The sequence below is a fragment of the Metabacillus litoralis genome (genome assembly GCF_003667825.1).
GTDB lineage: Bacteria > Bacillota > Bacilli > Bacillales > Bacillaceae > Metabacillus > Metabacillus litoralis_B.
In genome coordinates this window covers 166345-188100 of the sequence record NZ_CP033043.1, presented here as the reverse complement: position 1 = coordinate 188100, position 21756 = coordinate 166345, and the positions used below count along the sequence as shown (strand labels likewise).

Below are 21756 nucleotides of genomic sequence, written 5' to 3'. Positions count from 1 at the left end.
TCAGAAAAAAAGACCAAAATCCATAAATTCATAGATTTTGGTCTTTTTTACATATTCTTTGTCGTTTACACATATTCGTGTAAACCTACATGCTCATTCCAAAACTTTAACATCGTGTAACGATCCCTTAATTTATGTGCTTTCCTTAAACTGTCTGAAACAAGTTCCGATGATATACCAAGATCCGAAGGAGTAACTGCCCCTTGCAATGATTTAAGCATAGCCGCGATATCACTAGAATGTGGTAACGCCTTTAATATTTGAACTAACTCATCTTGCTGTTTAAGTACTGCGACTGCTTTATTCGTTGATAATTCTTGCAGCCTATCGTCCGAGGAAACAAGTTCTAACATCTGATTCTTGTATAAATCTAGTACTAACTGGGTAGAAACCCCTACTTTTGCTCCATGAAGAACCTGCGGTTTATCATTCGCTATAAAATCCATTTCCCAGAAATGTGAAAGATGATGTTCTCCACCTGAAGCCGGTGATGAATGACCAACTAACAGCATGGCTAAACCTGATTGAATGAGCGATTCCATTAGAATTTTTATTCCATCTTTCTCCGCTTGTATGATTTGTTCTATAGAATTTGCGCATCCCTCTAGTGCTTCTTGTGTTAGTCGTGCAGACAAGGAACAGTATGGTTCATCTGCAACAAGATGGGAAAACTTCCAGTCGGCTAACGAGGTATACTTTCCAATCATATCAGCAAAACCAGCTGCAATCATTTCTTTTGGTGCACGTTTAAGGATAGAAAGATCAGCAAAAACAGCAAGAGGCGATTGCATTTGATACGTTATTTTTACACCCTTAATAATGACAGGGGCGCCCATAGAGTTAAAGCCATCAACAGAGGGGGCTGTTGGAATAGAAATGAAAGGTTTCCCCATTTTAAAGCTAGCAAATCTGACAATATCATGAATTGTGCCGGATCCAACAGCGATTACAACATCAACATCCTGAGGAATACCTAACATACTTTCAATTAATGCTACTTCATCAGCAACAACGTCTCCCTGAGCATTTGGCTGAAGAATCGTTTTAGAGTATAAAATGTTGGCTTCTTTAAGATGAGTAGAAAGTATTTTTGCTGCTACAATATCGGTATGTTCATCTGCAATGATAGCAACCTTTCGAAATTGTTTATTTTCTAAATATGGAACAACTTCCTTTAATGCTTGATCACTAATAACAATGTTATCAATTAAAATATCATAATGGTTATTTCCACATGTGCATGCTTTCGATTGGTGCTTCAGCTCATTTAACGTAATCACTTTTATTCCCCCTAACAGTTTAATACATCTTGATAGAAACCACGCTTTATATGATCACTTGTTTTCTTTCAACTGCTGGTTTAGATACTGTAGAAGTAGATTTTCTTATCACTAATTTAGGATCATATACTTTTTGCTTATTTTTGAACTCTTCATTTTCACGTTTTTCTACTGCATCAACAATCCATTTCGCGGCTTCAATTCCCATATCTGTCTTAGGATGTGTGACAGATGTTAACTTTGTCTCAGAGGCTTCTGCTAAGTATGAATCATCATATCCTACAATAGACATTTGTTCAGGAACTTTAATTTTAAGATCTCTTAAAAGGTTTAATACCTGTAAGGAAACTTCATCATTGTAGCAGACAATTGCTGTCGGTCGAGTAGAGGAATCTTGAAGAAGAGTCATCAATTTAAAGATAAAATCTTTTTCTTCTGTTGTGTATGTTACAAACATATCTGGAAAAAAGGGGATGTTGTTTTCTCTAAATGCGCGAATAAACCCTTGCATCCGATTTAATCCTTGTAAATCATCGCTCTTGAACAAGCCTATGATTTTCTTATGCCCCTGTTTAATCAAATGATCAGTCGCAATATAACCACCCTTTTCATCATCTAAAATAATGCTTACAGGGTTTAACTGAGGATAGAATTGGTTAATCATAAGATATGGGATGTTTTTTTGTTCCATTTCCAAATAATAATGAAGATTTGGATTGTAGCTGCTACTTCTTGTCGGTTCCACAATTAGCCCATCTATATTATGGTTAATCATCGTTTCAATGCATTGCTTTTCCTTTTCAGGGTCATTGTCAGTACAAGCGAATGTTAACGAATATCCCCGTGTTGTTAAGTATGATTCAATTCCTTTGATAATAGATGGGAAGATATAGTCAGAAATATAAGTGGTGATGACACCGATCGTTTTACCGGCTGCATCTCTTCTCGATTGTGGATGTCCCTGAATTAATTGCGTCGAACAAAAAGTTCCTGCTCCTTGTTCTCTATACAACCAACCGTCATGCACGAGATCACCTACTGCTTGACGAACTGTATGTCTACTAACCTCGAACATTTTCACCAATTCATTTTCTGAATAAATTTTCTCTCCTGGTAAAACCTTACCATCAACAATCCATTCTTTAATTTTTTCCTTGACCATGCCTACCTTTGTTTGCTGTGCCATTATGTCACCACTTTCAGCTTGTATGTCTCTTGTTAGACTCATTCGTACAACTAAAGATATTATACAACATAAACGTACAAATTTGAAATAAAACAATAACTTATTCAGTTTTTGTATGGTTAAATTGTATAATAGGTTTTGAAAAAGACTGATTTTGACTACCAGTAGTCAAAATCAGTCCTTCTTCATCTACTTATAACGGATGATTAATCATTCTTAAACCGTATATACCACCTGCAATTTTCCCTTCAGTTGAAACAAACTTCACTTCAATCTTTTCTTTACCTTCTGTTAATGAAAATGGTATAGGATATACAACAGCAAAAAGCTTATCAGACTTTTCACCTTTAAGTGTTTGCCGTACAAGTTCTGTACCATCTATTAAGATATAAAAATCTCTTTCATACACTTTTCCATCTAGATGTAAAACTCGATCTCCGCCAAAGTAAGTAATATGCAAGTACATCTCCTGTTTTGGATCAACAGCTAACTCGTAGCTAAAATACCCTTCATCACGACTATCTCGCCAGCCTCTATGAACAAGGTTTAAATATCCTGAATGAGAATTTACTGTTTTGATCGCATGATCCACTTCAGGCTGTTGCTCATTCGGTTGGACAGCATCTATTGTGATACTTTCTAGTTTCTCCGTTTCGCTTTGTTCTTTGTTTAAAAACTCAACATATTTTTCGTTGTCCATTACATCCCAGTACAACGTATACCTTTGATGATGAAGAGCATAAAAAGGGATAAGTGTCATCTTAAGATTCCCTGGTTGCCCAATTGCCTCTGTTTCAAAACATAACGAGGAACCTTCGAGTGGCTTGATCACTTTTGTTAAATCTTTTTCGCCTGTTACAAGAGTTGGAACATCGATTAATGGATGATTATTAAGCTTTAAATGATCATCTAGAATATCGCTCTCAGGGAATTTTTCTGTTCCTAACGCTCCTGCAAGGACGATAGGACCATACATAAACGCCAATTTTGTTTCTTCATCTTTCGATTTGTATGAATGAAGGTTCATTGGAATAAGCAGTTCAATTACATCTCCATCATTCCAACGTCCGCTTATTTCTAGATATCCAGTATCTGCTCTAGAGATTGTTTGTTGGCCATTAATAGTCGCCGTTAGTTCACCAGATATCCAATATGGTACGCGAATCTGAAAAGTCAATAACTCATCTTTTGCACCTACAATCGTTAGCTTTGATGTAGGGGCTTCAGGAAACTTAGTTTCTTGCTTAATTAAAATGTTTTTATCTACTAGATTTATTTCAGAAGCAATAAATAAATTTACAAATAATTTGTTTTCTACCTGATGATAAATACTTCTTGTATATCTAGCCGGGTTTTCCATTCCAGTCCCCGTACAACACCAGAAAGAATCATCATGGGAGCAATAAACCTTAAAATGCCCCGGCTGAGTTGATACAAAGTATGTTTTCATTCCTGTCTCTGGATCCTGCGATGCTAGAATATGGTTATATAATGCTCTTTCATAATAATCCATATATTTAGATTGCTTTGTCCATTTAAACAAATGCTCAGTCAGCTTCATCATATTATAGGTGTTACAAGTTTCGGTTGTTGTTATCCCAAGCTCCTCAGAGTTCTCAATACCAAAATGTTCATTTTTTGAATTTCCGCCTATTACATATGAGCGATTTTCTGTGACTTGCTCCCAAAAGAATAACGAAGCATCTCGATAATATGTTTCTCCTGTGATTTCATATAGTTTTGCAGCACCGATAACTTTTGGAATTTGTGTATTTGCATGTTTTCCCTCAAGTTCATCAATTCCTTTTGATAAGGGATCTAAAATAGCGTTATGGCAGAATCTAATGGCAAGGTCAAGGTAGTCCTTGTTACCAGTAATTAAGTAAAGATCTGCCATTGCTTCATTCATACCGCCATGTTCACAAATTAACATTCTTTGAAATTCTTCATCTGTTAAGTTATCTGTTCCCTTTTTGGCCCAATTCGCTAGTTTCATTACAACTTCTAATGCCTTCTCATGATGACAAATGTTGTACACATCTATAAGGCCAGCATATATTTTATGAATGCTGTACCACGGCACCCAAGAATCTCCTAAACTAAAGTGTGATACTTCAAAATCCCCACCTGCAAAAACTCGATCATAGCAATCTCTTGGAAAACCACTAACATATCCAAAGGGATCCTGTGATTGAACATAGGCTAGTTCATCTACAGCGTAATCCAATTTTTCTTTTAATTTTTCATCTCTAGTAACTGAATACATCGTTGCGGTAGCTGATAGCCAGTGTCCAATCGAATGACCGCTAATCCCCATTGTTTCCCATCCACCGTAGCGAGGTTTTTTCGGAGTTAATGAAGCAGCAACATAACAAGACGCAACAAGTCGATCTACATCTAAAGTAAGAAGAAACTCTTTTCCAATTCTTTCTGAATCTTTAAAAATACCGTCTAAAAGTTTAACATTACTCATTAAACGTCACCTCTTATCATTTTTTTGAAGATATTTTCGACAACTTTAAGTGATACTACTACTCTATTTGTCTATTTTTAAAAGTATTGATGCATGGGGTGCCAAATCATAACAAATCTCACTGTTAACAGAGGCTAACTGCCTTTTATTCCATAAATCTCTTGGCTGAACTTCCTCGGAAACGTGTAGCTCGTCAAGTGAAATAGAAACCGTTTGTTTTCTATCAGATATATTAAAGAGTGCGACATAGATTTCGTGATCACCTTCTGCAGCCCATACAACTTTGTCATGTTTGCGATATACCTGTCGGGCACTATGACTTGTTCTATGCATGTTTAGTACTTCTTCATTTGTTAGTAGAGACAGTGTCCAATCATCGTTATCTCTTAATTCTCCACCAAACATTAGAGGAGAACGAAAAATTGACCATAGCGTCATCATTGTGATTTGCTCATCTTTTGTAAATCTTGTAAATCGGTCGCTCGCTCCACCATCAACAGAACGAATTCCAATATGTCCTAGTGGTAGCATATCAGCATCAGGCCAAAATCCTTGACCACAATTTTTACTCCATTTATAGCATCGATCGAACATGTTATATAAAAGCTCCCAAAGGTCCCAAAAATCATCTGTCATTCTCCACATATTTGCATTTTCTTCTAATAAGCTTGCATGCTCTAATGGAGCAGGTCCGGGTGATAAACTTAACACCATTGGTCGCCCGCAACGATCGATTGCTTTTCTAATCATTTTTATTTCTTCTGTCTGTGCTCCGTAAAGTTTTGAATCGGCAATATCATCTACCTTAACAAAATCAACTTCCCACTCAGCATAAAGCTTAAACAGGGAATCATAGTATTCTTGCGCACCTTCTTTTGTTTCGTCTACACCATACATGTCTGTATTCCATGGACAAATAGAGTTAGGCTTTGCAATCTCTCTTGCTGTTTTATCACTTCCAAGTATTTTTGTATTTTGATGAACAGCTTGTCGAGGAATTCCTCTCATAATGTGGATACCAAATTTCAAACCAAGGTTGTGTATGTAATCTGCTAATGGCTTAAAGCCGTTTCCATTCTCAGCAGACGGAAACCGATTGATTGCGGGAACTAACCTTGAATATTCATCCATTTCTAACGGAACAAACGGACGATAAGCGGAAGAAACAGCTCCCGGCTCTGACCATTGAATGTCGACCACAACATACTCCCATCCATATTGAAGCAGATGCTTCGCCATGTAATCTGCGTTTCCTTTCACCTCATCTTCTCTTACTGTAGCACCGTAACAATCCCAACTATTCCAGCCCATTGGAGGTGTTAATGCATATTGATGATGCTTCAATTTCATCCATCCTTTCTAAAATATTTGCGATTAGTTGAAAAGGTATAACCTCTTGATGATGAGAAGTTATACCTTTCTAATATTTTAAAACAGCAGTTTTTTCGGTTATTTTTTTCTTTTTAAAAAGATAAATAGGCCAACGCCAAAAACTATAATTAATCCACCTATCATTACTAGATTTAATGAATTCATAGCAGTAAATGGTACATTCTCACCATCATTTTCTACTTGGCTTCCCCAAATAGAAACCCCCTCCGATGATTGTGCAGTAAACGTCATGCGGTAACTCTCTGATGTTGGCTCCCATTGACGCACAAATACTCCGTTATACGTTTTACCATCTAGTTTCAATACTGCCTCATGATCACCATCTAAAACCCATGTACCTTCAGCTCCACCAGTAATCGTGCCATCCTTATTTAGACTAACGGAAACCGATTCTTTTATTTCTGAACTAATATCCTTACCGTGGTTAATAAAGAGATAATCACCGTTTAGCTCTGATTTCTTTACTGTTTCTAACTCTTCCCCTGCATAACGATATGGTGAAACAACCGGCCAGCCTTGAGAATTTATATACATTTTGTGTACGCGCACCTCATGTTGTTCTCCTCTTTCTGGGAAACGGGTATGAAAAATTAAATATTGCTCACCTGTTTTTTCATTATAGTAGACAGAATTATGACCTGGTGAAACATATCCAGTTCCACCTTCATCTTCTTTACTTTCAAATAAAAAGTTTCCCATTAATTTCACACCGTAAGGCTCAATTGACGCATCATCAAATAATGGGAGTGATGGATCCGCTTTCACATGAATCATGTCATTGCCTTCTGCATCCACGTACGGTCCATCAGGGTTTTCAGACCTAACAACTCGCATGTTGTAGCCCCCTATTGCATCAAGGCCACCAAATGATAAATACATATAATAATAGTCAGTTTCTTTGTTGTATTGTATATATGAAGCTTCTATTCTACTGTGATTTCCTCCAAGGAGCTTCTTACCATATCCTTGATCTGGCAGAGGCTTACCTGTTTTCGGATCCATTTCTAGGATGAAAATTCCTCCTGAATAAGAGCCATAGGTCATCCACAGTTTTCCATCCTTATCAAAAAATGTATCCGGGTCAACTGCATTTGGATGAACAGTTGCATCGTAAATTGTTCCATCTTCACTTTCTTCATCCCACATACCTGATTTAAGAATAATGCCCTTGTCTTCATAAGGTCCTTCTACTGAATCAGCAACCGCCACTCCAAGTGCTGAGCGTGGCGAATCACCTTTACATGCATTGTAATACATGTAGAACTTACCATCCTCAAGCTGAATAACATCGGCAGCCCATAATGTATCTGATTGTGACCATTCAAACGTTTCTTTCAATTCTTCTACAACGTTTTCAAATAATGGATTTGCGGGATTCACTTCAGATGAGATTTGCTCCCATTTCATAAAGTCTTTTGTTTTTGCCGCAGCTAAATGAGATCCAAATATATAATAAGTGTCATCTACCTTTAAAACAGATGGATCATGTACAGAAACTTCTTCAAAAACAGGAACTTCGTTTGCCTGAACTTTATGACCTGAGGTAATGGCAGTTCCTGATATAACAAGACCAACTGCACAAAATAACACTAAAAATCTTTGATAAATTGACCTTTTCATTCTCCCCTTCTCCTCTCTCTCTTATGATGAAGTTACATCATCTTGTATGAACATGCTTAACTTTCTACCTTTCAAAACAATATAACTTTTTAATAGAAATTAGCTTAACAATCTTATATGTAAGCGTTTTTAACATTATTTTAATCATATTATACATATACGTACATGTCAATTAATTTTGTTAATTCGTATGTACAAGATGAACAAAAAAGAAACTTCAATCCTTATGTAAAGATTGAAGCTTCTTCTCATTAATTAAGTATAACTTCTGCCGGAAGAACGAGAGAATCCACTTCCATCATAGCAAAGCTTCAGTTCCCGCTTGATCAGCATCCATTTTGATTCCTTACTTTAATTCCTGCCATTTTTCGATCATCAGTTCTGCTTGATTTGTTAAAGTTGATTTTGCATTTGCAGTGATTTGATCTTTCTTCTTTCTATGATCTAGTTGTTTGACAAACTTCTCGATAAACTGAATACCTTTTTTATAAGATCCCTTCTCTGCATGATGCTGAGCTTGTTTTAACGAGTTTTTTAATTGTGATTTAACTGATCCAGTTATTTCTCCGTTTTCAATATAGAGATTCAATGTATAGTTCAGCTCATTTAGTTCACCTGGCACATTTATCTCTGGTACTGAAACATCTTCCCAGTTAGTGTCCGAAGCAAAATAATAGCTGGTATAAGATGGTTGATTATAACCAACGTTTTGCCACGCGATTCCAGTCCGATATTGTGGATCATGCATAAGTGTGTGTAGCTTACGATCTGTCACCTCTGTACTTAAGTAAATTCGAATTGACTGACTATCTTCTGTTCGAACTAGAAGTTCTTCTCTCCAGTCACCAAAAATATCAGCAACTAAAGATGGATTTCCTTTTGTGTGGTTGTTTGTTCTTGTACCAGAAGCTGTTAGCACTGTTCCCTTTTGCCAATCATCAATCGTAGGTGTTTGATCAATTGCCCCATTTATAATTTGAGTGGTCATATCAGCAGCCCATTTGATATTCATATTTGTTCCAGGAATCTTGTTACTCTCTATCTTTTCTCCTTTTGCTGTCCGTAAATCAACAGCCCAAGTTTCCAAACCTTTTTTAGTTGGATCTACATCGCCAACCATCCCTCGACCAGTATCTCGACCAGTATAGCCGCCATATATCACTTCACCTGTTTTAGCATCTCTTAACGCATAACCATATGGGGCGTATCGTCCACCTTCGTGCACCATAAAGATCTCCAGTCCGTCTCGGTTTGGATCAATATCCCCAACATGCAATGCATCACCATGACCTAACCCTGCTGTAACCCCGGGAGTTGCACTTTCTGGTGGCATGACATCACTTGAGCTATATAATAAAGAGCCATCATGATCAATCGTAGATGAACCATAGATAATTTCTTGTTTGCCATCACCGTCTACATCTGCTGTGCTTAATGAATGGGCACCTTGAGTTGTTAAGGAACCAAACTCCTCATTCGTGCCAAGACGTCCATGTGGCCCATCATTAAATGGATTTGTCATTGGTGTCCAACCACTATCAACATCCCATTCTTCTTTAAGGTGCTTTCCATCCCAAGTATAGGAAACCATTGTTGCTCTTGTATAGTAACCACGTGAGAAAATAGCAGCCGGATTCTCTCCATCCAAATAAGCAACACCTGCTAAAAAACGATCAACACGATTTCCTGGCTCGATGCGTGACATTGCATAATCGCCCCACATAAGTCCATCATCATGGCGTTCATATTTGTAACGGATGGTTTCCATCTCTTCTCCTGTTTCACCATTGAAAACACTTAAGTATTCAGGGCCTTTCACTATAAAGCCTTCAAAGTCTCTTAAATTATTACGACCGCTTCTACTAGGGGCATATTCGTCAATAAAGTAATCTGCTAAGCTTTCGGCATCCTCTGTAGAAAGTGGATAATCATATTGCTTTTCAATTCCAAAGCACTCCTCCAACGTTTTAGGCCAGTTACCATTTACAACTTCTTCATGATTATGCCAATTTTTAAACATCTCTACTACATGATCATAATAGTCTTCACTGCTCATTCTGTAATCGTCTGAGTTGCTGTAACCGGCCTTTTTATCTTCTTTAAGCACCGTAATAAATTTCTCTGATTTTATTTTTCCATTTTTATCATACTGAATCACTTTCGTACCTGGAGCTGTTTTAAACATTAATTCAGATTTACCGTCTCCATCAAAATCGTATACTAAGAATTGTGTGTAATGAGCTCCTGAACGAATGTTAACACCTAAATCGATGCGATAAAGCAAAGTGCCATCCATTGTATAACAATCTATATAGGTATTACCTGTATACCCCTTTTGCGATACATCCTTTGAGTTTGTTGGATCCCATTTCACAAAAAACTCGTATTGTCCGTCACCGTCAACATCGCCAACACTCATATCATTTGCCTTATATGAATAGGATTCTCCACTAGGAGTAACCCCGTCTGCTGGCTTTTGAAGTTTTAAATCAACATAGCCTTGGCTCCAAGGTGTTGCTTCTACGCTTTGATCAATTTCTTTTCCATCCTGAACAGCCTTTACATAATATTTAGAAGATGCTGAACCACCTTTATCTACAAAATTCGTACTATCCTCGACGGTTGCAATTTTCTTACCATCTCGGTAAACATTAAAATCCACTCCCGTTAGCCCCTTATCGGAACTTCCATCAACTTCTGTCCCTAACAGGCGCCAGCTTAAAAAGATTCCTTGTGATGTAGTTGCGGCAACAAGTCCTCTATCAAGATACTCTAGTTGAACGCCTTTACTCTGCTCAAACTGTTTATTTGTCTGTGAAGATGCAGCCGAGGCATCACTTTGTAATCCTGTTAAAAGTAGTGGTGTTGCTAGTGAAAGCGTTAATAGTTTATTCGTAATAGAACGTTTCCTCATTTTCTTCATCACCTTTCGATATTTTAATAGAATAAGTGTGTTGTAATTGAGGCAGGATGATTACGAAATAGTTAAGATGAATATGATAGGATGTTAAGATCATTACAACAAAAATTTTCTGCTCAGTGAGTAACTCTTAATGAAAGTTGTTACACGAAATTAACTAACCAATTCGTCAAAACCTACTTTACCATCACACCTCCTCACTATTAATGTAACCCCTTACATTTTTAATCAACCCAAGCTTTAAATCTCTTACAGTTTAATGCAAATGCTATAGAGAAAACATGTAAATAACAGGGTTAAACGTATAAAAAACAGTGATGATCACCATAGGGAATCTATGTTTTTTTATAAGTGATTCTTATGTACCTAGTAATTTTTTTAATGGGTAGAAATGGACTATGTGCCTACTCCCGCAGTTTGTCAGATTTTGTCCCCTTTCACAAAACAAAAAAGACGCTCACTTAAACATAAAAGTGAAACGCCTAATCTAATCCAATCAATGCTGATCTTTCTCTATCAGTTTACTACCCAGTACATTATCCATTAATTGCTTTGTTTTATTTGTTAGCAGCATGACCTTTTTTTCCTCAGGATCTGTTAGGTATTCCTTTTCCCAATTGTAGAATGATGGTCCATCACCAAACATTCTTATCGTTCTTTGAACTGTTTCTAACGTATATAGAGTTAATGACACGTTCGTTAAACAATCATTATCGTAAAATCCAACCCACTTCTCATTCATTGGCTTTTGCATGATGTTCATTGTTTCTTTGAGTTCTCCTATCGCCTGATGAATAAATAAATAAGCATGACTATACTCTTTTGCTCGAAACCTCTCAAATGCCTTAGAAAAATAGTAGAGTGCAAAGCAGCCATTTTTATGAAACTGCACTTGAATAAGGAATTGATCACTAATTCTTTTTTGTTCGATACAATCTACTTTTTTTACTAATTCCTTAACATTTTCAGTTAACGTCTCCCACTCAGAAAGTTTTGACTCGACTTTCTGCTTAAACCACTCAAATTGTTCTGTTATTTCAATTTCCCCTGTAGCCCACCATAAATTTTTACTGCTCTGTTTTCCATGAGAAACGATCCATTGATGAGCAAGGTTACGAATTGTAAAATGATAGAATTGCTCACCTGCCCGTTCATCTTCAGCAATTCCGTACTGAATAATAGCGTCGAAATAAGCCTTTATATAATGACTCATTTCATCACTAGAGGCAGGATAATATTTCGAAACATATTCGTTTAAAAATGCATCACTATCCACTCTACCTTTATTCCACATGCGGCTAACGAATTCGAGAAAATAGATATGAGGTCTAATATTCCCACAGTTTACAATTAAGAATTCACTCATATGATGATCAAAAGCTTCACCCAACTCACTATTAACAAAAGCTGTAGTGTTAGGCAGCATCGTTAAGTGGTTTGAAGCTTGCAGATCATAGAAGGTTACATGATAGTAAATACCATGTGGACCTACATCTTGATGCTCTGGTATAGAAGGGATCCTAGGATTATGGTTTCCTTGTCTTCTAGACACCATTTTCCCATACCCACTGTCAGCCCATATTTTGATCACTCCTGGGGGTAATTCTAGCAATCCTTTTTTATATAATTCTGTTATCTCACCGTATAAATTCACACAGCAAATTGGATCCTTTTGATAGTGTGCAATCAATTCGTATTGATCACTCATAATTTTAGAAATGAGTGACCCACGTTTGTCGTCTGTATCGAAAGTAGGATCATCAGCCCAAAATGGACGATCCCCCTGTCCTCTAAAGCCAATATTCCAGATGACCTTATCATTCTTCTGCTCAATGATTGCATCCTTCCATAATTCCTTAAATAAATCACCATTTTCACTATAAGAAGGATTTTTATCTGGATACACCCTAGAAAACATGTGAGCTCCAAGGGGCTCTGCATGGTGATGCGTGATCCAAAGCCCCATCTTCCTGGCAATATCTTTATAAAGAGGATTTTTAATGTCTGTTCCAGGAATGACCATATTTCCATTGCATCTTAACAATGCCTCAAAAACCATTTCCCATACGTACGTGTTGGAATGATGGTATTTCCACGTTGAAATAAGTACTTCATCATTGATAAACCAGCCCCTGAACTTAACCTCCGCCACATCTGATAAATAAGGAACAGCTTTTATCTTAACGTTTGCTTTTGGTTTAGGTTCACAATCATTCCAAAACCAGAACTTATCGACACCAAGATAAGCTTCACTTATATGAAGAATAGCATAGATCATTCCTAATTCATCTGCAGACATCACGTTCATTTGTGAAAAATCAGCAGAAAATTGAATGGAAAACTGCTCTGTAGTTAGGTTGTCATGATTCTTCTCATCTAGAATGAATATAATAGTTGTACTTTCATTCCCTGTTTCCTCTTGAAATACTTTGTTTTTATCTCGAATTAACACACTTAAAAAATACTCTATACTTTCTAGTTTTGGACCATTATACTCGATACAAGTTTCTTTACTGAAAAGAAAGAAAGGATCTTTAATCATTGGCTGTTCCACTCTAAATAGCCCACCCTGGTAAATATTTCATCGTGTTACTAAGCATCTCATTAAACAACTTTTCCGCTTCTTCGCGACTAATGGTCAGCAATGGCTCGTTTACAAATGTATTCAATGCCAACTGTTTATCTTTTGTTAAAGCAGCTTGCAAAATAGACTCTTGATTTAACACATGACGGTGAACCATATTGTGAATATCAGGTGGAAGCTTCCCTGCAAACACAGGTTGAACTGAGTCATAGCGGAATAATGCATTTGTTTCTACAATCGCTCCTAAAGGCAACCCTTCAATCTGGCCTTTATTAGGATAATTAACATTCGTGACAACCTCTTCAACACCTAACAACGCTAAAATAATCTTAACTCCTTCTTCTCCTGAAGAATTGATCTCAAACTTCTGATTTCCTGCAGCTAGCCCCTCATTCTCACTGATTCTCTTTTTCAAGTTCTCCTTACGAAAATCAACTGATGTTAAATGAAACTTCCAAGAAGAAACTGTTTCTGGATCTTTTAAATAAATAGGTGGCATAAACTCAGCTAAATGACGATCACCAGCAGCAGCTATAACCCCATATTTCCTAAACAAATCAAACTTCACTCGTTGACAGGAGGAAAAAACACTATGCTTCCAGCTTCCTTCTTCTTTTTCGAAGCCTGATTCAGCATACTTCTCTACAAACTGCTGATAATACGGGATTAAGTCAATATTTTGATAGCTTGCTTGATTAACCCATGTAAAATGATTGATTCCAAGAACGTTTACTTTAATGTCTGAACGCTGTGATACCTCTTCGTTTAAAAATTCCTTTACAACCTCTGCTAAAAGATTTTGGGTTTCAAATACTTCATGACAGCAACCAAATGCCTTAATCTCCGGAAACACCTCATATAGTGTCCGAGTACAAAGTGACATTGGGTTCGTATAATTAATTACCCATGCATCTGGTGAATGTTCCTTAATAGAATTTGCTATTTCAACGTACATTGGTATCGTTCGAAGTGCTCTGACGAAGCCACCAGGTCCGACTGTATCGCCAACAGATTGATAAATACCATATTTTTCAGGGGTATGAACATCGGATGCCATTTCCTCAAAAGAACCAGGTAAAATTGATATAATAACAAAATCACTTTCAGACAGTGCTTCTTCCATAGTCGCAACAGCTTCATATTTCCAATTACTTTTTGCTTCTTCAAGCTGTGAAATTTGATTTCCGATTTGTGCATTTTGAACAGCCGCCTCATAGTTTATATCATAGAGAGCTACTGTGCCTGATATTCTACTTTCTAAAGCAAGATCATTCATCAGACTACGTGCCCAGCTTTTTGAACCCCCACCGATATAAGCAATTTTAAGTGAATCTAGATTTGTCATTTTCCCTTTTCCCCTTTGCATGTATTTGTTAGAGTTGAATCACTTTGTGTTCATATGGACCGATGATGCATCTACCCTCGGAAACTATTCTTCCTGTGATAGCATCCTTTCCATCGTTTGGAAGGGTAACAGCCCCCCCCTTGCCGTCCATATTAACAATCACCCAAAGAATTTCACCCTTTTCCCCCACTCTTGGTGCTACAATTGTTCCCTCTGTAACGTCTGTTTTTACTAAAACATTAGCTTCTTCCGCATAATGAGTTACACATTTCTTCAGTAAAATATCTCCTTCATCACCAATTGGTAATGATCCAAGCATAACTATTTTTCCTTTGCCACGCTTATGTTCAGTTATAAAAGCATGACCTTCTGAGATTCCGTCTTGTATTCTCCCGACTATTTCTGCTTCCTTAGGTTCAAAAACTGAGCTCCATAAGCTTAACGGAGCTACCGATCCCATAAATTCTCCTTTAGACTCTGTCCCATCCATTGGATACGTATATAAAGTTTCAACACCTGCAAATTTCTCTAATGTGCCCAACGCTGCATTAGTATGAATTGTATGGTTGGCGGTTCTTCCCCCAGTAAGAGGGCCAACAATCCAAATACCTCCACTCTCAACAAATGCTTTTGCTTTCTTCAGATAGTTTTCTGATAGGTAGTGGATGAAGGGTGTGAATAATAGTTTATAACCTTGCAAACTGGCATTCTCAGGTAGAAGATCTCGATGGAAGCCTGCTGATAGTATTTTTTCATAAAAATCAATGACAAGTGACCGATAATCTAAACCAGCATGTGGCTCTGTTTTTAAGAAGGCTTTCGCGACATCTGAATAAGTTATGGCTACTTCTGCTTGTAAAGGTGTTGAAGTCAAAATAGTAGATTGAATTTCCTTCCTAGCTGCTTCAACCTCTTTAACATTTTCAAACCCAACAGTTGGTTTCCCCCAGGCACTGATTATCGATCCATGTGGTTGTTCACAGCCCGTTCGCTGCTGTCTCCAAAGCCAATAACAAAATGCTTCTCCTCCTAATGCATAAGCTGCAACTGCTTCAGCTTTTAAATAACCATTTTGATGCGGTGCTGCGTGACTTTCAAGTGATGCACTGTGTGAAGGACTTGTTTCCATAATCCAGTAATCTCGACCAGATTTAAAATTTCTCCATAAATCACAATTAAATAGATATGAATGGAAATTTTTTCTCTCTGCATACGTATCAAATGATGCAAAATCAAGGTTTTCATATAATCTCTCATTATTAACATGAAAAAATGTAGTGCTATTATGGGTGATTGGTGCTTGTGAATATCTTCGGATAATGGCAGCTTGTTCATCAGAAAATTCTGCTATTTTTTCATATGAAAATAGTTGATACATCGTTTTCAAAGATGAATTATGAAGAAACGGTGTTGTAACAGGTTGAGGAACTTGCTCAAATCGGTGATAATATTGACTCCAAATATGAGTACCCCAGGCTTCATTCAGATGATCAATTGTTCCATACCGCTCTTCCAACCATTGATGCCACAATCCTCTGCAAGTTTCACACATACACTCACTAACATGGCATTTAAACTCATTATCAAGCTGCCATGCTATTAAACCAGGAAGATGACTAACCGCCTTTGCGATTTCCTCCGTAATAATCGCTGCTTTTTCACGAAAGTAAGCATTATTTGTACAAATATGCTGCCGTGATCCATGTCCCATTACACGACCATTTTCATCAACAAACATCCGCTCCGGATGATTATGAGTTAACCAGATAGGTGGTGTCGGTGTTGGGGTACACATCACAGTCTCAATTCCATGTTCATTAAGTCTTTCGATGATTTCCACAAAAAAATCAAGCTCTATCTTTCCCTCTTCCTTTTCCATTGAAGACCAAGCAAATTCACCTATTCTAACAACATTAATGCCTGCTTCAACCATCAGCTTTAGATCTTCTTCAATCGCTTCTTCATTCCATAGTTCAGGGTAATACGCTGCACCATGATATAATTTTTTTCTCATTCTACCGAACTCCTACTATAAGAATTTTTTCTTCTTTCTTAGACTGGTGTGTTTTATTTCTTCTTAATCCATCATTTCTAAAAAGTAAAAACCACGAAAACGTGGTTTAAAATTATTGTTTTAAATGAGAAACAACAGGCAATTGAAGCTCCTTAATGCCTTCTATAACCAACTTCCCAATTTCTAGGGCTCCGACTTCGCTAAAATGGGTGTTATCTTCAATCCCATCTGGATAATTATGATGAACATTAGGTAGTAAAATTGTGAATAATCTTTTAGAATCCTCTATCCCTAACCGTTCGTATAGTTCTTTCGTTTTTGCCGACATATCGATTAAAGGTACATCTAACCTTGCTGCTAATTGCCTCATCGCATCTGGGTAATCTCCTAATGTATTCTCAATTTTTCCATCTGCGGAAAATTTCCTTCGTTGGACAGAAGTTAGTAAAATAGGAATCGCTTTCTTTTCCCGAGCACCGAGAATATAATGAGATAAATGTTCCTGATAAGAGGTATAAGGCTCTGTTCCATACGACTTTTGATCGTTATGGCCAAATTGAATAAATAAATAATCATCTGGCTGAATCTGTTCCAAAATAGCTTGAAATCTTCCTTCCTCTATAAAACTATTAGAACTTCTTCCTCCCATCGCTTCGTTGCGAATTCTAATGGTGTTCATGAAAAAGGTGTGAAACAATTGTCCCCAGCCAGCCATTGGTGCCTCTTGCTCAGGACAACTAGCAGAAGTAGAATCTCCTGCTATATAAATCGTTTGTTTATCAACAGTCACTTTTTCAGCCCTCCTCCCTGACATTTCATCTCATTAGCTATAGACCTTTTTATTACTTTTCACTAATTCGGCTAAAAAGACGAGTGTTAACCCTTGGCCCCAACCTTGAATACGTTTATACGGAACATTTTTATATCCGTCTGCATCATTCATAACGGCTGTTCCAGCTGAAACCTTTGAGACCTTTCCATCTTCTTCAATTTCGTTGACAATACCCTCGATCGATTTTTGAATATACTTATTATAAAGACTTCCTCTAGTAAGAAGAGCAGCTGCAATGGCTGATGAACCCGAGATTTCATAGTACGAAGAAGGATCATCAACAATTGTATGCCACAATCCATTTTCACCTTGAAGCCTCACTAACGCACTTAATTGATCTCGTAACGAGCAGTCAATAATCATGTAAGAAGGATCTTGAACATCAACTAACTCTAATGCTTTCGCCATCGTCAATGCTGCCCACCCATTACCACGAGCCCAATAGATTGATGACATATGATTTTTTGCAATATTGTCCCAGCCATGATAATAAAGATTTGTAACAGGATCTTGTAGAAAATCTTCATGGCCATGATATTGCTTCAGCCCATCCCTAAAGTAATCTTCACGGTCTAGCAATCTACCAACTTTTAGTAGAAATAAACCTGCCATCATCATCGTATCAACCCAAGCCTGTTCTGGAAAAACATGCTTTACTGAATTTACTGTATGTTGAAAGATTCCATCAGCAAAACGTGGCGCATCATGTTGAAGGTATTCTGCCATCTCTTTTATAACAGTTAAATATTTTTCATCTTCTGTTACATTGTACAAAGTAATAAGACAATGACCGATCGACACTCCGTTTATAGAAAGTTTCGGTAAACCATCTTCTAGCCACTCATCAACCCAATTCTTTAATAGATCAATATATTCTTGTTTTTCCGTTGCTTCATACGCTGCTGCTACACCATAAAAAGCAACACCTCCCGGCCAATCCCAGCTAAAATCCATTTCAAATGTACGTTTGACGACTCTATCTAGCAACTCAGTTATGTTTGCTTCCTCAAATTGTAGTTTTGGCATGTAAAACCCCTCCGTTAACTATTGATTAATTTGTAAGATTTCGTTAGCTTGCTTTCTAAATTTTTTTGCTCCTTCTTCAGGAGTTATCTTCCTAAATAAAATCTCATCAGAAATATCTTTCAACACCTTCATTACTTGTGAACTCCCTACCGGATCTGGTGGGTAAAATTCATCTGTCATTGCCTTTGCTTTCTCTACATAGTTGAGAATCTTCATTTCCCCCTCAGTAAGAACTGGTTTAATGGCTTCAGATACTTTTGATGAAACCGGCACTCCTCGTTCGCCCTTCATTAATTTATTCGCTTCAACATTAGAAACGAAATAATGAATAAACTTCGCTGCTTCTTCTTTATGTTTTGAACTTTTTGGAACGGAAAATAACATACTAGGTTTTAAGAATAATGCCTTATTTTCAAGGTGTTCAGGTGGCAAGTGCAGCGTTAACGGTGCATTTGTTAACGGATCAAAACTAGCATATTGATTGGAATAATTCCAGGTGATTGCTGTACTTCCGGTTACGATAAAATCTGTTTCCATCGTTCTTCCTGCAGCGACCACCTCATCAGGGGTAGGAAATGCACCTTCATCAATTAACCTTAGTTGTCTATTAAAATAATCAATAAACAATTGATCATCAGAATAAGCAAGAGCTGTTCCTTCAATATTGTAGAATTGCTCTCCTTTTGTTCTTAAATAATATGGAAAGAAAATATCTGGTGGGTGCATGCCATTAGAGCCATAAACTCCTGCTGTTTTCTTTATATCCACCGCAATCTGCTCCATATCATTCCATGTCCAACTATCTTCATCAATCGTAACGCCAGCTATATTCATTAAAATGTCATTAGAAATAACAGATAAAACATTAATCCCTATCGTAAATCCGAATAACTTATCACCTACCTTACCGCTGTTAACTATGCTTTCATCAATGGAAGAAACATCAATGATTCCCTTCTCGACATATGGAGATAAATCTTCTAGTAAGCCTTTCTCACCATATTGAGACAAAAACGCCATATCCATCTGAAGCACATCTGGAAGTTGATTCCCCGCAGCCATCGGTTCTAAATTATTCCAATAGTCATCCCAGTTTGCAAACTCTGGTTCAATATTAATGTTTGGGTGTTCAGCTTCAAACATTTCAATAATCTTGGTTGTATATTCATGTCTGGGCTGACCTCCCCACCATGCTACTTTAATCGTAATATCCTCTTCCTCCGTTACACCTCTTTGTGATTGCTCCTCTTTACTGCATGAAGTGAGGGTAAACATTACTATAAAAGCTAGGGTAAAAGATAAATATTTATTCACTAAGACCACCCTTTTTGTAAGTGTTTACAAAATATAGTTTAATTGGTTTTCTATCTACTTTTAATGTAATTTCTAGAGAAGAATGTTTAAAAAACAGAGTAATATGAAGAAAACCTATTATCATTGTAAGCATTTACATTAAGTAGGTCTACTTGAAAAGAACCAATTATTCCTAATTGACAAGATCCTGCCTCTTCCCATTTTGTGCTATACGTTCTTGTTGCTTGACATTAATTTTCTGAAAAGCATTCATTGCAGGCTTTGTCATAAGAAGAGCTAACAAATTCCCACTGCAAATAAGAAGTAATGGGGGAGCAAAAGACAGCAAGATCACCAAACCGACTCCACACACTAGCATCATCAAAGTTGATAATGGATTCATAATCATAACAAAAAAAGAGTTTTTTATAATTTGCAGGACCTTCATCTCATAATGTACGTACATAGGAAAAACATAAAGCAACATACATAAAAATAAAATAGAAAGAATTAAAAAAGGAACGGATAATAGCTGTTGAATTGTTAAGGAAGCCTGCTTCAGATAGTACACATCTATTATGAGTACAATACCTATCAATGTGAGAATCATCCCAAGAATATTACTTTTTATAAACTCTTTTTTATATGCCTTCCAAAAGGTTGAAAAGATGGAAAAGTCCATTTCTCTTAATGACCACCTTCTCACAACCGAAAACATAGCAGCCGTTGCTGGAAAAAAACCAAAAATCCCTAATCCAAGGATAGAAAAGAAGATCCATAAAATATTTAATAGCGCTAATCTTGAAATCCATTCTAATACATTATGAACACCACCTAAAAATCCATGAGTCTCCATTCTAAATCGCTCCATTCCTTTTTTAATACTTTCATAAAAAGTGTTAGAGGGTTAGCTACTTTAGCTTAACCCTTTAATCCACTTGTACTGATCCCTTCCACAACATGTCTTTGGAATAAGAAGAAAACAACGAATACGGGTACTAATGTGACAATAGACATCGCAAACATGGCACCCCAGTTTGAAACAGTTTCATTACTTAAAAACATATTTAATGCCATGGAAACTGTATATTTATCAGGGCTGTTTAAATATAAAACCGGTCCTAATAAATTATCCCAAGTCCAATAAAACGAGAAGATTGCTGCTGTAGCCAAAGCTGGTCTAATTAATGGAAGGATAATCTTATAAAAGATTTTAAATGTACTACACCCATCAATTGTCGCTGCTTCATCAAGCTCTCTTGGGATAGTCCTGATAAATTGGACTAGTAGAAAAATGAAAAACGGATGTCCGAAATAGGCAGGTACTGCAATCGGCTTAATTGAATCAAGCCATCCTAATTTAGAAAAAATAATGTATTGCGGAATCATAACAACCTCATAAGGTAGCATTAATGTGACCATCATAATCGCAAACCAAAACTTCTTCCCTACAAACTCTAATCTCGCGAAGCCAAACGCGATAAAGGCAGATGATATGACTTGACCAATCATCGTTAAAATAACAAGTACTACTGTGTTTTTAATAAAAACGCCAAATGAATTACCACCGATTCCTTCCCAGCCTTGACTAAAGTTAGTTAAGATCCAAGGATCAGGTATTAAAGATTGTGCTGTTACAAAGATTGTTTCACTTGGTTTAAAGGAGCTCATTAACAGCCAAATCACAGGATAAAGCATTAACAAAGCAAATCCGCCAACCAGGATATGATAAATCCACCATTTTGGTTTTTTCATCTTAGGAACAGAAACCCCTTTTGTTTGAGGGACTGT

The 21756-nt window shown here is 36.9% G+C and carries 14 protein-coding genes; all 14 read right to left on the bottom strand.

Annotated elements, in window-relative coordinates:
* Nucleotides 1-65: 65 nt before the first annotated feature.
* Nucleotides 66-1280, bottom strand: coding sequence for a sn-glycerol-1-phosphate dehydrogenase (locus D9842_RS00735; protein ID WP_121660829.1), 1215 nt, complete (start codon nucleotides 1278-1280; stop codon nucleotides 66-68).
* Between the two features lie 46 nt (nucleotides 1281-1326).
* Nucleotides 1327-2466 (bottom strand): GntR family transcriptional regulator, encoded by a 1140-nt coding sequence (locus D9842_RS00730; protein WP_121660828.1) that lies wholly within the window; start codon nucleotides 2464-2466, stop codon nucleotides 1327-1329.
* A 193-nt stretch (nucleotides 2467-2659) separates the two neighbouring features.
* A complete protein-coding gene (locus tag D9842_RS00725) occupies nucleotides 2660-4939 on the bottom strand; it encodes a glycoside hydrolase family 127 protein (RefSeq protein ID WP_121660827.1) in 2280 nt (759 codons plus the stop codon).
* A gap of 63 nt (nucleotides 4940-5002) precedes the next feature.
* Complete coding sequence (locus D9842_RS00720) at nucleotides 5003-6283, bottom strand: glycoside hydrolase family 27 protein (protein ID WP_121660826.1); 1281 nt, start codon at nucleotides 6281-6283, stop codon at nucleotides 5003-5005.
* A 105-nt stretch (nucleotides 6284-6388) separates the two neighbouring features.
* Nucleotides 6389-7951, bottom strand: coding sequence for an arabinan endo-1,5-alpha-L-arabinosidase AbnB (locus D9842_RS00715; RefSeq protein WP_121660825.1), 1563 nt, complete (start codon nucleotides 7949-7951; stop codon nucleotides 6389-6391).
* Between the two features lie 346 nt (nucleotides 7952-8297).
* A complete protein-coding gene (locus D9842_RS00710) occupies nucleotides 8298-10874 on the bottom strand; it encodes a rhamnogalacturonan lyase (RefSeq protein ID WP_121660824.1) in 2577 nt (858 codons plus the stop codon).
* A 493-nt stretch (nucleotides 10875-11367) separates the two neighbouring features.
* Nucleotides 11368-13425 carry a glycosyl hydrolase 115 family protein gene (locus tag D9842_RS00705; RefSeq protein ID WP_121660823.1) on the bottom strand — a complete coding sequence of 686 codons (2058 nt, stop codon included), beginning with the start codon at nucleotides 13423-13425 and terminating at the stop codon, nucleotides 11368-11370.
* Between the two features lies 1 nt (nucleotide 13426).
* Nucleotides 13427-14800 carry a family 4 glycosyl hydrolase gene (locus D9842_RS00700; protein WP_218975598.1) on the bottom strand — a complete coding sequence of 458 codons (1374 nt, stop codon included), beginning with the start codon at nucleotides 14798-14800 and terminating at the stop codon, nucleotides 13427-13429.
* A gap of 28 nt (nucleotides 14801-14828) precedes the next feature.
* Complete coding sequence (locus tag D9842_RS00695; protein ID WP_121660821.1) at nucleotides 14829-16814, bottom strand: beta-galactosidase; 1986 nt, start codon at nucleotides 16812-16814, stop codon at nucleotides 14829-14831.
* Nucleotides 16815-16926: 112 nt separating this feature from the next.
* A complete protein-coding gene (locus D9842_RS00690) occupies nucleotides 16927-17604 on the bottom strand; it encodes a rhamnogalacturonan acetylesterase (protein WP_257535964.1) in 678 nt (225 codons plus the stop codon).
* Nucleotides 17605-17637: 33 nt separating this feature from the next.
* On the bottom strand, nucleotides 17638-18672 hold the full coding sequence (locus tag D9842_RS00685; RefSeq protein WP_121660819.1) for a glycoside hydrolase family 88/105 protein: 1035 nt from the start codon (nucleotides 18670-18672) through the stop codon (nucleotides 17638-17640).
* A gap of 18 nt (nucleotides 18673-18690) precedes the next feature.
* Nucleotides 18691-19986 (bottom strand): ABC transporter substrate-binding protein, encoded by a 1296-nt coding sequence (locus D9842_RS00680; RefSeq protein ID WP_373995087.1) that lies wholly within the window; start codon nucleotides 19984-19986, stop codon nucleotides 18691-18693.
* Between the two features lie 172 nt (nucleotides 19987-20158).
* Nucleotides 20159-20821 carry a YesL family protein gene (locus D9842_RS00675; RefSeq protein ID WP_162987257.1) on the bottom strand — a complete coding sequence of 221 codons (663 nt, stop codon included), beginning with the start codon at nucleotides 20819-20821 and terminating at the stop codon, nucleotides 20159-20161.
* 65 nt (nucleotides 20822-20886) lie between these two features.
* Entirely contained in the window at nucleotides 20887-21720 is an 834-nt protein-coding gene (locus D9842_RS00670; protein WP_121664894.1) for a carbohydrate ABC transporter permease, read from the bottom strand.
* Nucleotides 21721-21756: the final 36 nt, after the last annotated feature.